At 69.8% G+C, this 12,918-nt stretch carries 15 protein-coding genes; 4 read left to right on the forward strand and 11 right to left on the reverse strand.

Going from position 1 to position 12,918, the window contains the following annotated elements:
• Positions 1-13: 13 nt before the first annotated feature.
• Complete coding sequence (gene accB, locus DS837_RS01335; protein WP_114859007.1) at positions 14-463, forward strand: acetyl-CoA carboxylase biotin carboxyl carrier protein; 450 nt, start codon at positions 14-16, stop codon at positions 461-463.
• Between the two features lie 20 nt (positions 464-483).
• A complete protein-coding gene (accC, locus tag DS837_RS01340; RefSeq protein ID WP_145674416.1) occupies positions 484-1,827 on the forward strand; it encodes an acetyl-CoA carboxylase biotin carboxylase subunit in 1,344 nt (447 codons plus the stop codon).
• 161 nt (positions 1,828-1,988) lie between these two features.
• On the opposite strand, the gene DS837_RS01345 is transcribed toward accC, so the two are convergent.
• Positions 1,989-2,642 (reverse strand): ribonuclease T2 family protein, encoded by a 654-nt coding sequence (locus DS837_RS01345; RefSeq protein ID WP_149163107.1) that lies wholly within the window; start codon positions 2,640-2,642, stop codon positions 1,989-1,991.
• A 125-nt stretch (positions 2,643-2,767) separates the two neighbouring features.
• On the opposite strand from DS837_RS01345, the gene aat reads away from it, so the two are divergent.
• Positions 2,768-3,409, forward strand: a complete 642-nt coding sequence (aat, locus tag DS837_RS01350) for a leucyl/phenylalanyl-tRNA--protein transferase (protein ID WP_149163108.1) — start codon at positions 2,768-2,770, stop codon at positions 3,407-3,409.
• Between the two features lie 21 nt (positions 3,410-3,430).
• On the opposite strand, the gene DS837_RS01355 is transcribed toward aat, so the two are convergent.
• The 8 genes from DS837_RS01355 to DS837_RS01390 all read right to left on the reverse strand — a co-directional run bounded on the left by DS837_RS01355 (position 3,431) and on the right by DS837_RS01390 (position 9,326).
• A complete protein-coding gene (locus DS837_RS01355; protein WP_247889718.1) occupies positions 3,431-3,880 on the reverse strand; it encodes a DUF2155 domain-containing protein in 450 nt (149 codons plus the stop codon).
• A gap of 104 nt (positions 3,881-3,984) precedes the next feature.
• Positions 3,985-4,254, reverse strand: coding sequence for a hypothetical protein (locus tag DS837_RS01360; protein WP_149163109.1), 270 nt, complete (start codon positions 4,252-4,254; stop codon positions 3,985-3,987).
• Between the two features lie 156 nt (positions 4,255-4,410).
• Positions 4,411-4,896, reverse strand: a complete 486-nt coding sequence (gene mlaD / locus DS837_RS01365) for an outer membrane lipid asymmetry maintenance protein MlaD (RefSeq protein ID WP_149163110.1) — start codon at positions 4,894-4,896, stop codon at positions 4,411-4,413.
• A 30-nt stretch (positions 4,897-4,926) separates the two neighbouring features.
• Positions 4,927-5,319, reverse strand: a complete 393-nt coding sequence (locus DS837_RS01370; protein WP_145674412.1) for an NADH:ubiquinone oxidoreductase subunit NDUFA12 — start codon at positions 5,317-5,319, stop codon at positions 4,927-4,929.
• Positions 5,320-5,449: 130 nt separating this feature from the next.
• Complete coding sequence (locus tag DS837_RS01375; protein WP_149163111.1) at positions 5,450-6,121, reverse strand: LysE family translocator; 672 nt, start codon at positions 6,119-6,121, stop codon at positions 5,450-5,452.
• A gap of 13 nt (positions 6,122-6,134) precedes the next feature.
• A complete protein-coding gene (locus tag DS837_RS01380) occupies positions 6,135-7,043 on the reverse strand; it encodes a lipid A biosynthesis lauroyl acyltransferase (protein WP_149163112.1) in 909 nt (302 codons plus the stop codon).
• Entirely contained in the window at positions 7,036-8,046 is a 1,011-nt protein-coding gene (gene lpxK, locus DS837_RS01385) for a tetraacyldisaccharide 4'-kinase (RefSeq protein WP_149163113.1), read from the reverse strand. The genes DS837_RS01380 and lpxK overlap by 8 nt, the downstream gene beginning before the upstream one ends.
• Positions 8,043-9,326, reverse strand: coding sequence for a 3-deoxy-D-manno-octulosonic acid transferase (locus DS837_RS01390; protein ID WP_149163114.1), 1,284 nt, complete (start codon positions 9,324-9,326; stop codon positions 8,043-8,045). Before DS837_RS01390 ends, lpxK begins: the two co-directional genes overlap by 4 nt.
• Before the next feature lie 286 nt (positions 9,327-9,612).
• Here DS837_RS01390 and DS837_RS01395 point away from each other — a divergent pair, with 286 nt between their 5' ends.
• Positions 9,613-10,968 (forward strand): globin-coupled sensor protein, encoded by a 1,356-nt coding sequence (locus DS837_RS01395; RefSeq protein WP_149163115.1) that lies wholly within the window; start codon positions 9,613-9,615, stop codon positions 10,966-10,968.
• Positions 10,969-11,016: 48 nt separating this feature from the next.
• Here DS837_RS01395 and DS837_RS01400 read toward each other — a convergent pair whose 3' ends face one another.
• Both DS837_RS01400 and DS837_RS01405 read right to left on the reverse strand, forming a co-directional pair.
• Entirely contained in the window at positions 11,017-12,015 is a 999-nt protein-coding gene (locus tag DS837_RS01400; RefSeq protein ID WP_149163116.1) for a glycosyltransferase family 4 protein, read from the reverse strand.
• Positions 12,012-12,863, reverse strand: coding sequence for a UDP-2,3-diacylglucosamine diphosphatase (locus DS837_RS01405; protein ID WP_149163117.1), 852 nt, complete (start codon positions 12,861-12,863; stop codon positions 12,012-12,014). Before DS837_RS01405 ends, DS837_RS01400 begins: the two co-directional genes overlap by 4 nt.
• Positions 12,864-12,918 lie beyond the last annotated feature (55 nt).

A 12,918-nucleotide genomic window follows, 5' to 3' on the forward strand; every position in this document is an offset into this window, starting at 1 on the left:
AAAAACGAACACCATGGCAAGCTTCGACATCGACGGCGATCTGGTCCGCAAGCTCGCGGATCTCCTGCGTGAGACGGGCTTGAGCGAGATCGAGTTTGCCGAGGGCGAGAAGCGGATCCGCGTCACCCGCCCGACGGCCGCCCAGGCGGTGGCCGTGCACGCTCCGGTCGCCGCTCCCGCTCCGGTCGCCGCTGCGGCCGCCGCCCCGGCGGGCAAGCCCGCCAGCCACCCCGGCGCCGTCACCTCGCCGATGGTCGGCACGGCCTACGCCGCGGCCGAGCCGGGCGGCACGCCCTTCGTCCGCGTCGGCGACACGGTGAAGGCCGGCCAGACCGTCCTCATCATCGAGGCGATGAAGGTCATGAACCCCATCAAGGCCCCGCGGGGCGGCACGGTCGTCGAGATCCTGATCTCCGACAGCCAGCCGGTGGAGTTCGGCGAAGTCCTTATGATCATCGAGTGAGCGGGGATCATCCCTTGGCGATGTTCGAGAAGGTCCTGATCGCGAACCGCGGTGAGATTGCTCTGCGCATCCACCGCGCCTGCCGCGAGATGGGAATCCAGACCGTGGCGGTGCATTCCACCGCCGACGCCGACGCCATGCACGTCCGCCTCGCGGACGAGAGCGTGTGCATCGGCCCCGCGTCGGCCCGCGAAAGCTACCTGAACATTCCGGCGATCCTGTCGGCGGCGTCGATCACCGGGGCGGACGCGATCCATCCCGGCATCGGCTTCCTGTCGGAGAACGCCCAGTTCGCGGAGATGGTGGAGGAGCACGGCTTCACCTTCATCGGCCCGACCGCGGAGCACATCCGCATCATGGGCGACAAGGTCACCGCGAAGAAGACGGTGATGGAGCAGGGGCTGCCCGTGGTCCCCGGCTCCGACGGCCCGGTGCCGACGCTGGAGGAGGCGGAGAAGATCGGTCGCGAGACCGGCTATCCGATCCTCATCAAGGCGGCGGCGGGCGGCGGCGGCAAGGGCATGAAGGTCGCCCGCAACCCCGACCAGCTCAAGGAAGCCTACCAGCTCGCCCGTGGCGAGGCGCGCGCTGCCTTCGGCAACGACGAGGTCTACATCGAGAAGTATCTCGGCAAGCCCCGGCACATCGAGATCCAGCTTCTCGGCGACGAGCACGGCAACTGCGTGCATTTCGGCGAGCGCGACTGCTCCGTGCAGCGCCGCCACCAGAAGGTCATCGAGGAAGCCCCGTCGCCGGCCCTGAACGCCGAGCAGCGCGCCTTCATCGGCGATCTGGCGGCCAGGACGGCGGCGGCCATCGGCTACCGCGGCGTCGGCACGATGGAGTTCCTGTTCGAGGACGGGCAGTTCTACTTCATCGAGATGAACACCCGCCTGCAGGTCGAGCACACGATCACCGAGATGATCACCGGCATCGACTTGGTGCGCGAGCAGATCCGCGTGGCGACCGGCGCCCCGCTCGGCTATGGCCAGGCGGACATCCGCTTCCAGGGCCATTCGATCGAGTGCCGCGTGAACGCGGAGCATCCGGAGACCTTCATCCCCTCGCCGGGGAAGATCGACGGCTACCACGCGCCGGGCGGGCTGGGCGTGCGCGTCGACTCGGCGCTCTACGACGGCTACCGCATCCCGCCGCACTACGACAGCCTGATCGCCAAGCTGGTCGTCCATGGCACCACCCGCAACGAGTGCCTGATGCGGCTGCGCCGGACGATCGAGGAGTATGTGATCGGCGGCGTCGACACCACGCTGCCCCTGCACCAGCGCATCATCGCACAGCAGGCCTTCATCGACGGCAACTACGACATCCACTGGCTCGAACAGCTGATGGGTATGAAGAAGTAGGCGGCCGAGTGGTTTGCCAATTGGTTCAATGAAAAGAGCCCTTCTTCCCGATGGGGAGGAAGGGCTCTTTTCGTTTGGCGAGCTTTTGCTTCAAAAGGGATTGGCAACCTTGCCTCCTCTTCCCGGAGGGAAGAGAAGGGGAGCGTCAGGAGCGGAAGGGGTTATGGCGTCGCGGTCAGCAGGGCGTCGCGGCGGCAGCGGTCGACCACCTTGGCGCCGCAGGGCATGAAAGACAGGTCCTTGTTCAGGCACAGCCGGACTTCCGCCACGTCGCGCTTGGAGCAGATCAGCGCCACCGACTCGGGCTCCAAACCCGGATTGGCCTGGACGAACAGGCGCTCCACCTGGGTCGCCGGGATCGACAGGTCGGCTTTCGGGGCCTGGAGCGCCTCGGGAATCTTCACCTTGGCGAAGGCCTTGCGGACCTGCGCGAAATAGTCGGTGACGGGCAGGCCGCTACAGGTGCCGTGCTTCGTCCATTGGTGCACGATCAGCCCGACGCTGGGCATCACCGGCATGGTGGCGTCCACCACGACGCGGGGCACCGTGCGGTCGCGGGTGCAGGTGGCCGGGTAGCCGCCGTTGCTGTATTGCGGCCACAGGCCGTGGACGATGAAGCCGAACTTGCGCTCCACCCCGCACTGGTCGGGATCGGCGTCGCCCTGAGTCTTGGCGCAGTGGGTGGGCGACCAGGACAGGCTGAGCACATAGTAATCGAAGGTGCCGGGCTCCGCCTTGCGCTGCGCCCATGACGCGCCGGTCATCGAGAGAAACGCAACCATTGATACGATGATGGCCGACAGAGCCGTCTTCATGTTGGAACTCCTTCGATGAACACCTCTTTCCGTTGCATACCATGGTGGGAGCCACCTGTCGCGCGGAAGTGGTGCGCTGAGATAACGTTGCGGGGGCGAGGGGGCAAACGGCTATAGTGTCCGCGATGATCGAACTGTCCGCATCGCTGCTTCTGCGCGCCTACGCCGCCGGCATTTTCCCGATGGCGGAGAACGCCGACTCCGAGGAGCTGTATTGGTTCGATCCGGAGCGGCGCGGCGTCCTGCCGCTGGAGGGCTTCCACGTCCCGCGCAAGCTGCGCAAGACGGTGCGGCGCGGCCCGTTCGTGCTGCGCTTCGACACGGCCTTCCGCGCGGTGATCGAGGCCTGCGCGGAGCCGACCCCGGACCGCCCGAAGACCTGGATCAACGGCGACATCCTGCGGCTCTACACCGAACTGCACGAGCGCGGCTGCGCCCACAGCGTGGAATGCTGGAGCGGCGGCCAACTCGTCGGCGGCCTCTACGGTGTCGCGCTGGGCGGCGCCTTCTTCGGGGAAAGCATGTTCAGCCGCGTCACCGACGCCAGCAAGGTGGCGCTGGTGCATCTGGTCGCCCGGCTGCGGGCGGCGGGTTACACGCTTCTGGACGCGCAATTCGTGACGGAGCATCTGAGCCAGTTCGGCGCCATGGAGATCCCGCGCGCCGAGTATCGCCGCAGGCTGGCGGCCGCCCTGGCGGTGCCGACGGACTTCGGCGGCGTCGACCAGGAGGCGGCCATCACGGCGCTGTTGGGCGTGGAGGGCTGAGGGCCGGGCGTTGGGCCGGCCTCAGTCGCCCTCGCAGGACAGGACCCAGACGTCGTAGATCGGGTGCTCCATCGCCGACAGGGCGGGGCTGGAGGCGAACATCCAGCCGCTGAACACCGGCTCGGCCTGCTCGCCGGGCTTGCTCTCGATCACTTCGAGGAAGGCGGCGGTTTCCGGCGGCTCGATCGGCGGGTTCTCCTTGCAGGCGCGCAGCGTGATGCGCAGGCTGCCGAGCGCCTTGGTGTCGCCGACCGCGATGGTGAAGGTGGAGGTGCGGGCGGTGATCTTGTCCAGCCCCTGCAGCTTCGCGGCGGGGCGACTGACCATCTCCTCCGGCACCGGAGCGGCGCCGGCCGGGCCACTGGTCAGGCCGGGCAGGCTCAGGACCGGAAGGCAGAGCAGCGCGGCCGCCAGGGCCGCACCGCGAAGGTGGAGGCTTTTCGGAGTCGTCGTCACTTGGATCGTCGTCACTGGGGATCGCTTCCGTGATGTCGAACGGCGTGGGCCGAAACCCGACAGCCTTCTAGCCCGGAAGCGTCTCCCCGTCTACTCCGTGACCGCCTTATCGGGCCCGCTTACTGGGTGATGCTGCCGCTGGGGCGGGTGCCGCCGTAGGGGGTGTTGGTGGGGGACGGACCGGCGGTGCCCTTCTTCTCTTCGACCTTCTGGGTGGCGGTGCCGCCCGCGGCGCCCGCGGCGCCGCCGACCACCGCGCCGACCGGCCCGCCGACCACGGCGCCCGCCGCGGCACCGCCCAGAGCGCCGCTGGCGGCCTTCTCCTCGGTGTTCACGCCGCAGGCGGCGGCGAGCAGGGCGAGGCCGAGAACCAGGAAACGGGCTTTCATCGCTGATCTCCTTTGATGAGTGTGCCGTGTTGGGTCTGGGCAAGGAAACGGCAGCGTGGCCGCGGCTGTTCCGAAAGGGATTGGGGAAAAGTGGGTGGGCAAACGAAAAAAAGGGGCCGCGAGGCCCCTTCGTTCGTCGTACCGGTTGTATGGCGCTTACAGCTTGGGCGGCTCGCCGCCCTCCTGGCCGGGCTTGCTCATGTTCTGCAGCGAGAAGATGACCTGACCCAGGAGCTGCTCGATGCCGGGGGTGCTCTGCGTGTATTCGACGCGGCCGTCCGGCTTGAGCATGTCCTCTTCGCCGCCCGGCTCCAGCGACAGGAACTTGCCGCCCAGCAGGCTTTCCGAGGCGATGACCGCAGCGGTGTCCTTGGGCAGCTGGATGTCCGGGTGGATCGACATGTGCACGACCGCCTGATAGCTCTTCGGGTCGAGCGTCAGTTCGGTGACCGACCCCACCTTCACGCCGCTGATCCGCACGTCCGCCCCGCTCTGCAGGCCGGAGATGCTGGTGAAATTGGCGGTGAGAGCGTAGCCGTTCACCTTGCGCAAATCGGCGCTGGTGTAGGCGAAAGCCAGAAAAAAGCCGGCCACGGCGAGGACGACCCCGCCGAGCACGGTTTCAATCACATTGCGGCGCATGAGGGATTCCTAAGGGACCGCGCGGGCGTCTCAGCCCGGAGTCCAGGGTTCGTAATCGCCGGTGGCGCGCACGCGCTGCCCGCCCGCATACTGGTGCCCGGGCGGCCGGTAGGCCTGGAGAGAGCCGGACAGGTTCGGGAGATGCTCCTTCTGCCACGGCTTGTGGAACGCGCTGTTGCCTTCCGGCAGCGGCTCCTTGGTGGTGTGGTGCAGCCAGGAATGCCATTCCGGCGGCACCTTGGAGGCATCCGGTTCGCCGGCGTAAATCACCCAGCGGCGTTCCTTCACGCCGGCGATGGCGCTGGGGCAACGGTAATAGGTGTTGCCGAAGCGGTCGGTGCCGACCTTGTTGCCCCGGCGCCAGGTGACAAACCGGATGTGGATGTTCGCCATCCAGGTGATCAGGGAGATTTTCTCGCTCATCGTCGCTCGCGGTCGGTAAGCCATTCGGCCGGACGGGCTGGCCGGTTTAAACGCGGGCGGCACTATGACACCCCCGGCCACGCACGTCCACTGCCTCCGCAACGTCTTTTCCCGCCTGACGGATTTGCTCTCAGGCAATGCGCCGGTCGGTCAGCAGCAGGCGCAGCGCGAATCCCAGGAACAGGACCCCGGCGACGCCGTCCAGAACCGCCCGCACCCGCGCGCTCGACAGCGCCCGCCGCGCCGCACCGGCGCCGAGGGACGCGACCCCCAGCAGGTAGAGGCCGCCGATGACGCCGAGGATCGCGCCGAGCAGGAAGATCTGCAGCGCGACGTGGCCGAGCGCCGGTGCGACGAATTGCGGCACGAAGGCGAGATAGAACAGGATGACCTTCGGATTCAGCAGATTGGTCAGCAGCGCCTGGAGGAAGACGCGGTGTGCCGGGGCCGACTCGGGCTTGGCCGTGGTTTCCTCCGCGCCGCCGCCGCGTCCGAAGCCGCTCCGCAGGGCGCTCCACAGCGCCCGCCCGCCGATCCAGCCCAGATAGGCGCCCCCGGCGTAGCGCAGCACGTCGAACAGGGCCGGCGAGGCGGCGACCAGCGCCGAGATGCCGGCGGCGGCCAGCAGCGCGTGGATCAGGTTGCCCAGCGTGATGCCGGCGGTGGCGACCACCCCGGCGTTGCGCCCGTCCATCACGCTGCGCGACAGGACCAGCAGCGAATCCGGTCCCGGCGCCAGCGTCAGGACCAGCGCCGCGACGAGGTAGAGCTGAAGCAGATGCGGGTCGAGCGGCAGGGACATGGGACTTTCTCCGTCAGTCGGGCCAGCGCCGGTGCAGCCAGAGCCATTCGGCCGGGCGCTCGCGAATCCATTGCTCCAACAGAGCGTTCAGGCGCTCCATCAAAATCCGCACATCAGCGTTGCGGTCGCCGGTGTTCGGCGGTTCCACCGGCGGCAGGACGGTGATGCGGAAACGCGCGCCGTCCAGGCGCTCGGTCCGCGCCGGCACCAGCGGGATGCCCAGCCGCAGGGCGAGCTGCGCCGCCGCCGGGGCGGTCATGGCGTCGCGCCCGAAGAAGGGGACGGGCATGCCGTCGTTCATCTTCTGGTCGATCAGCATGCCGACATGCCCGCCCTTGGTCAGGGTGCGCAGAAGCGCGCGCGCCCCCTCGGGTCCCTTGGGAATGTGCGTGCCGCCGGCGGCCCCCCGCAATTCGGTCAGCAGCCGGCCCACATAGGGGTTGTTGGGCGCGCGGTAGACCACCGCCAACTCCAATCCCATCTTGCGGGAGCAGACGGGCTTCACTTCCCAGTTGGCGAAATGGCCGGAGACGAGGATGCCGGCCTTTCCGTCGTCGCGCAGGGCGTCGATGTGCTCCGCCCCGATCACTTCGGTCCGCCCGCCGGGGCCGTAGGCGCCGATGGCGTCCAGATGCGGGTACTCGGCGATGACGCGGCCCAGATTGTCCCACATGCCGAGGATGATCGCGTCGATCTCCGCGCGGGACTTCTCGGGGAACGCGCGCTCCAGGTTGCGGCGGGCGGTGCGGGTGCCGCGAAGGCGGGGGCCGACGGTCCGCCCGATCCAGCCGCCCAGCGCCGAGGCGCGGTCGAGCGGCAGAGCGCGGAACAGACCGCAGAAGCCGTGGACGAGGACGGCCTCCAGCGGGTAGCCGACCCGGCGGGTCAGCCAGGACACCAGGGGGCCGCGCGGCTTAGCCATGGGGAACTCCAGTCGGAAGCCCGATCAGAAGGGGAGCGAGCAGGCGGTCGAGGGCGGCGGGCTCCCGCCAGACGGCGCGCACCGGCACCGCCCGGACCAGGGCGCGCAGAGGGTCCGGCAGGCGGACGGCGTCCTTCACGGTGGTGACCGGCAGGGCGCCCAGGGCGCTGGCGCGGTCCACCAGGGCCATCACCTCCTCGGGGCGGTAGGGGTGGTGGTCGGCGAAGGGCCTGCGTTCCACCACGCGGGCGCCCAGCGCCTCCAGAGTCGCGAAGAACTTCTCGGGGCGCCCGATGCCGGCGAAGGCGAGGACCGCCTGTCCGGCCAGGGCGCGGGCGTCCTCCACCGGCTCCAGCCGGGCGTGGAGGACGGGCAGGGCGCCGGCCACGCGGCGTTCTACCCCGGCGCGGTCCTCGCCCAGCACGACCACGGCCCCGGCGCGGGCCAGCCCGCGCGCCACCGGCTCGCGCAGCGGGCCGGCCGGGACGAGATGGCCGTTGCCGAAGCCCACCGCCCCATCCACCACGATCAGCGACAGATCCTTGGCGAGGCCGGGATTCTGGAAACCGTCGTCCATCACCAGCACGGAAGCGCCGGCGGCCACCGCCGCCCGCGCCCCGGCGGCGCGGTCGCGCGCCACCCAGCAGGGGGCGTGGGCGGCCAGCAGCAGCGCCTCGTCGCCCACCGCGGCGGAGTTGTGAGTGCCGAGGTCGACGGCCAGCGGGCCGCGCTCCCGCCCGCCATGACCGCGGGTGAGAAAGGCGGGGGCGACGCCGCGGGCGCGCAGGGCCTCGGCCACCGCGATGCAGACCGGCGTCTTGCCGGCCCCGCCCGCCACCAGATTGCCGACGCAGAGGACCGGCGCGGCGGCCCGTTCCGCTTGCCCCGACGCCATGCGCAGCCGCCCGGCCAGCCCGTAGAGCGCGCCCAGCGGGGCGAGCGCCCAGCCCAAGGCCGCCCCGGCGGCCCCGCCGGACCCGTACCAGAAACCGGGAGTCCTCATGCCGCGGGCCGGATGCTTCCGGCACCCAGGACAGGGGCCAGAGCCGCCAGAGCGCGGTCGACGATCCGCCGGTTGCCCTCGGTCACCGCGGTCGCGCCGGCGACGACGCGGGCGCGAGCGGCCTCGTCGCTCAGCAGGCGCCCGACCGCGTCGGGCAGCGCCTCCGTCCCCGGCACCGGCAGGGCGCCCCCGGCGGCTTCGAGCTGGCGGATGATCTCCGCGAAGTTCCACATGTGCGGGCCGTAGAGAACGGCGCAGCCGAGCAAGGCCGGCTCCACCGGGTTCTGGCCGCCGTGCGGCACGAAGGAACCGCCCATGCAGACCACCGGGGCCAGCCGGTAGAACAGCCCCATCTCCCCCATCGTGTCGGCGATGTGCACGGCGTCGGTGGCGGCGGGCAGGGCGCCCTCGCTGCGGCGCGAGACCGTCAGGCCACGCCCGCGCAGCAGCGCCGCGATGTCCGTGCCGCGGTGGGCGTGGCGGGGGATCAGCAGAGTCAGCAGGCCAGGCAGGCGTGCGGCCAGCGCCTCATGCACCGTGGCGGCCAACTCGTCCTCGCCGGGGTGGGTGCTGGCGAGCAGCCAGACGGGGCGCCCGGCGCAAGCCGTGCGCAGCGCCGCCAGAGCCGCGGGGTCGGCGGGCGGCGGGGCGGCGGAAAATTTCAGGTTGCCGATGCTGACGACGCCCCGTGCGCCCAGACGGCGCAGACGGTCGGCGTCCTCCTCCGACTGGGCCAGCGTGACCTGGAAGGTGGAGAGCAGCGGCGTGATCAGGCCAGACGCGCAGCGCCATCGGTTGAAGGAGCGCTCCGACATGCGCGCGTTGACCAGCGCGGCCGGAATGCTGCGCGTCCGCACCGCGGCCAGCAGGTTGGGCCAGATCTCCGATTCCGTCCACAGCACCAGATCGGGTCGCCAATGGTCGAGGAAGCGATCCACCGCGGCGGGCAGATCGACCGGCACATACTGGTGAAAGGCGCGCTCCGGCAGACGGCGGGCCATCAGTTCCGCCGAGGTGACCGTGCCGGTGGTCATCAGGACCGTCAGGTCCGGCGTCTCGGCGAGCAGGCGGTCGATGAGGACGAGGACCGAGTTGGCTTCCCCCACGCTGGCCGCGTGAATCCAGGCGAGCCGTCCGGGCGGGCGCGGACGCGCGGCCGTGCCGAACCGTTCGCCCCGGCGGGCGGAGTCCTCCTTGCCGACGGCCAGCCGCCGGTCGAGATACAGACGAACCGCCGGCCCGGCGAGGGTCGTCAGGCCGCGGTAGAGTGATTGAAGCATGCGGGTCGAAACGCCATCCGACAAAACCAACGCGGCCAAGTTTCCCGGCCGCGGTCCCCACCACTTTAGCACGGGGGGCTGTGGCAGAGGTAAGGCTTTGCGCTGGCGCCCGCCGGAAGGCCGATGGCCGGATGGGATCCGTTCGCATACCAGGGTATGACGAATTTGGGACCCGTTATGATAATTTTGAAGCAATCCGCCGCTATCCTGGTGGCGTAGAAACGTTGGCAGCTTCAAGGAAGGCGGGCAGCGCGCCGGCCTCCGACATTTCAGGATGATAACGATCATGGCGGGCGTACAGGAACGTGACGGCCAGGAAAACCGGCTCCGGGCCTTCAGCATCACCGAAGCGGACATCGCGCGTCTGCGCGCCAATCGGGACTTCGCGCAGCACCGTCTGCCCATGCTGCTGGAGCAATGGCACGGCGCCTTCGCGGCGTGGCCGGAAATCCGCGACGCCCTGACCCTGCCGGACGTGCACGCCGCGCGCGTGTCCCACTGGACCCGCGTGGTCTCGGGCGACTTCGGTCCGGGCTTCCTGGAATCCGCCCACCGGCTGGCCAAGGCCTTCTACGACCACGGCGTGCCGGGCTATGCGGTGGCCATCTGCCATCACACGGTGTCCAGCGGCATCGTCCGCGAACTGGGCCTCGACGCGGCGGAGGGGCGGCGGTCATTGTTCGGATCGAAGAAGGCCGCTGAGGCGGCCGCCCTGCGCGACACGCTGGGGCGCGTCGCCTGGCTCGACCTCGAGGTGCTGCTGGAGACCTACGCGGCGGCTGAGCGGGAGAGCAAGCGCGCCATTCTGAACCAGCTCGCCGACAGCCTGGAGGGCAGCGTCCGCGGCATCGCCGCAAACACGGTGGCCGCGTCGGACGAGATGAAGGGCAACGCCCAGCGCATGGCCCAGATCGCCGCCGCCACCAACCGCCAGTCGCTCGCCGTCGCCGCGGCCGCCGAGCAGGCGTCCGCCAACGTGCAGACGGTCGCCGCCGCGTCCGGACAGCTCACCAGTTCCATCGCCGAGATCAGCCGGCAGGTCGCCCAGTCGTCGCAGGTCGCCCGCGGCGCGGTGGCCGAGGCGGAGCGGACCAACGCCACGGTGAACGGGCTGGTCGACGCGGCGCAAAAGATCGGCGCGGTGCTTCAGCTCATCAACAGCATCGCCGGGCAGACCAACCTGCTGGCGCTGAACGCGACGATCGAAGCCGCCCGCGCCGGCGAGGCCGGCAAGGGCTTCGCCGTGGTCGCGCAGGAGGTCAAGAACCTCGCCAACCAGACGGCCAAGGCGACCGAGGACATCTCCATCCAGATCGCCAGCATCCAGGAGGTCGCGCGCGGCTCCGCCGAGGCGCTGAGCGGCATCGGCGCCACCATCGGCAGCATCAACGACATCGTCATCACCGTCTCCGCCGCGGTGGAGCAGCAGACCGCCGCCACCCAGGAGATCGTCCGCAACGTTCAGGAGGCCGCCCGCGGAACCCGCAGCGTGACCGACACCATCGGGGCGGTGACCAGGGGGGCGTCGGAGACCGGCAGCCTTGCCGAGGAGGTGCTGGGGTCCGCCGGCAACCTGCACCGCGAGTCCGACCGCCTGCGCGAGAGCGTGGACCTGTTCATGCAGCGCATCCGCGCCGCGTGATCGGGAGGAGCGGGGGCGGCCGTGCGCCGGCCCCGCTCCCTGTCGTCATCAGGAGAATGGGCGAAGGTTCGCCAGGAACTGTTCGGCGGAGCGCCGCCAGGAGAAGTTCAGGGCATAGTCCCGGCAGTGTTCCGGCGGGATGGCCAGCGCGCGTTCGACCGCCCCCTTGAGATCCTCGTCCAGGCAGCCGACACCGGAGCCGTCGACCACGTCCAGCGGTCCGGGCACCGGGTAGGCGGCCACCGGCACGCCCGAGGCCAGCGCCTCCAGCAGCACCAGACCGAAGGTGTCGGTGCGCGACGGGAAGACGAAGACGTCCGCCGCCGCGTAATGCTGGGCCAGCTCCTCGCCATGGCGGGCGCCGGCCCAATGGACCTCCGGATACCTGTGTTGAAGGTCGGCACGGGCCGGGCCGTCGCCGACCACCAGCTTGCTGCCCGGCAGGTCGAGCTTCAGGAAATCCTCCAGGTTCTTCTCCACCGCCACGCGCCCGACATAGAGGGCGATGGGGCGGGGCAGCGCCAGGAAGCCCTTGGCGCGGGGGCGGAACAGCTCGGTGTCCACACCGCGGGTCCAGCGCCGGATGTTGGTGAAGCCGCGGGCGGCGAGGTCGCTCTCGATGGATGGCGTCGCCACCATCACCGCCGAGGCTGGCCTGTGGAAGCGGCGCACCACCGCGTAGCTGAGCGCCAGCGGCACCGGCGCGCGGTCGCGCACATATTCCGGGAAGCGGGTGTGGTAGGCGGTGGTGAAGGGCCGGCCGCGGTGGAGGCAGTAGCGCCGGGCGGCGAAGCCCAGCGGCCCTTCGGTGGCGATGTGGATGCAGTCGGGGCGCAGCGCGTCGATCATCGCGTGCAGCCGCCGCCCCGCGCCCAGCGCCAGCCGGATTTCCGGGTAGGTGGGCATGGGCACGGTGCGGAAACGGTCGGGGCCGATCACCTCCACGCGGTGGCCCATGGCCTCCAGCTCCGCTCGGACGGTGCCGATGGTGCGCACCACGCCGTTGACCTGGGGGAGCCAGGCGTCGGAGACGATCAGGATGTTCACGCCGCAACCGACTCCTTGGCCGCCTTCTCCTTCACATTCTCCGGCTTCTCCTTGGCCGGGATGCGGGTGGACAGCGTCGTTGCGGCGCGCCGGCGGATGTCCGCCGCCCAATCGATGATCTCCAGCCGGCCGCAGGGATGCTCGACCAAGGCGGTGCAGGACTCGACCCAGTCGCCGTCGTTGCAATAGAGGATTCCTTCCATGTCGCGGATTTCCGCGGTGTGGATGTGGCCGCAGACGACCCCGTCCACCTTGCGGCGCCGGGCCTCGTCGCCGAGAGCGGTCTCGTAGTTGCCGATGAACTCGACCGCCGTCTTCGTCTTGTGTTTCAGGAAGGCGGACAGGGACCAGTAGGGGAAGCCCAGCTTGCGGCGGACCCAGTTGAACAGCGTGTTGGCCTGGAGCAGGACCACGTAGGCGTTGTCGCCGACGAAGGCCAGCCAGCGGGCGTACTTCACCACCACGTCGAAGCGGTCGCCATGGGTGATCAGGAGTCGCCGCCCGTCGGCGGTGACGTGGATCATCTCCTCCACGACATGGACGCCGCCGAACTGCAGGCCGGCGTAATCGCGGGCGGCCTCGTCGTGGTTGCCGGGGATGTAATAGACCTGCACGCCCTTGCGCGCCCGGCGCAGGATCTTCTGCACCACGTCGTTGTGCGCCTGCGGCCAGTACCAGGTCTTGCGCAGACGCCAGCCGTCCACGATGTCGCCGACGAGATAGAGGTGGTCGGACTCGTTGTGCTTCAGGAAATCGAGAAGATACTCCGCCTTGCATCCCCGCGTGCCCAGATGGACATCGGAGATCCAGATGCTGCGGTATTGCTTGACGTCGCGTGATGCGCTCATGCCCCGCTCCATCGCCGTTCCGGCAAGGTTTCGGTGAAACGCTTTCCGTATATCC

This window comes from Azospirillum brasilense (genome assembly GCF_008365405.1).
Classification (GTDB): domain Bacteria; phylum Pseudomonadota; class Alphaproteobacteria; order Azospirillales; family Azospirillaceae; genus Azospirillum; species Azospirillum brasilense_D.

Coding starts and splice junctions, on each gene's coding strand:
- accB (WP_114859007.1), top strand. CDS start 14: ATGGCAAGCTTCGACATCGACGGCGATCTGGTCCGCAAGCTCGCGGAT.
- accC (WP_145674416.1), top strand. CDS start 484: ATGTTCGAGAAGGTCCTGATCGCGAACCGCGGTGAGATTGCTCTGCGC.
- DS837_RS01345 (WP_149163107.1), bottom strand. CDS start 2,642: ATGAAGACGGCTCTGTCGGCCATCATCGTATCAATGGTTGCGTTTCTC.
- aat (WP_149163108.1), top strand. CDS start 2,768: ATGATCGAACTGTCCGCATCGCTGCTTCTGCGCGCCTACGCCGCCGGC.
- DS837_RS01360 (WP_149163109.1), bottom strand. CDS start 4,254: ATGAAAGCCCGTTTCCTGGTTCTCGGCCTCGCCCTGCTCGCCGCCGCC.
- mlaD (WP_149163110.1), bottom strand. CDS start 4,896: ATGCGCCGCAATGTGATTGAAACCGTGCTCGGCGGGGTCGTCCTCGCC.
- DS837_RS01370 (WP_145674412.1), bottom strand. CDS start 5,319: ATGAGCGAGAAAATCTCCCTGATCACCTGGATGGCGAACATCCACATC.
- DS837_RS01375 (WP_149163111.1), bottom strand. CDS start 6,121: ATGTCCCTGCCGCTCGACCCGCATCTGCTTCAGCTCTACCTCGTCGCG.
- DS837_RS01380 (WP_149163112.1), bottom strand. CDS start 7,043: ATGGCTAAGCCGCGCGGCCCCCTGGTGTCCTGGCTGACCCGCCGGGTC.
- lpxK (WP_149163113.1), bottom strand. CDS start 8,046: ATGAGGACTCCCGGTTTCTGGTACGGGTCCGGCGGGGCCGCCGGGGCG.
- DS837_RS01390 (WP_149163114.1), bottom strand. CDS start 9,326: ATGCTTCAATCACTCTACCGCGGCCTGACGACCCTCGCCGGGCCGGCG.
- DS837_RS01395 (WP_149163115.1), top strand. CDS start 9,613: ATGGCGGGCGTACAGGAACGTGACGGCCAGGAAAACCGGCTCCGGGCC.
- DS837_RS01405 (WP_149163117.1), bottom strand. CDS start 12,863: ATGAGCGCATCACGCGACGTCAAGCAATACCGCAGCATCTGGATCTCC.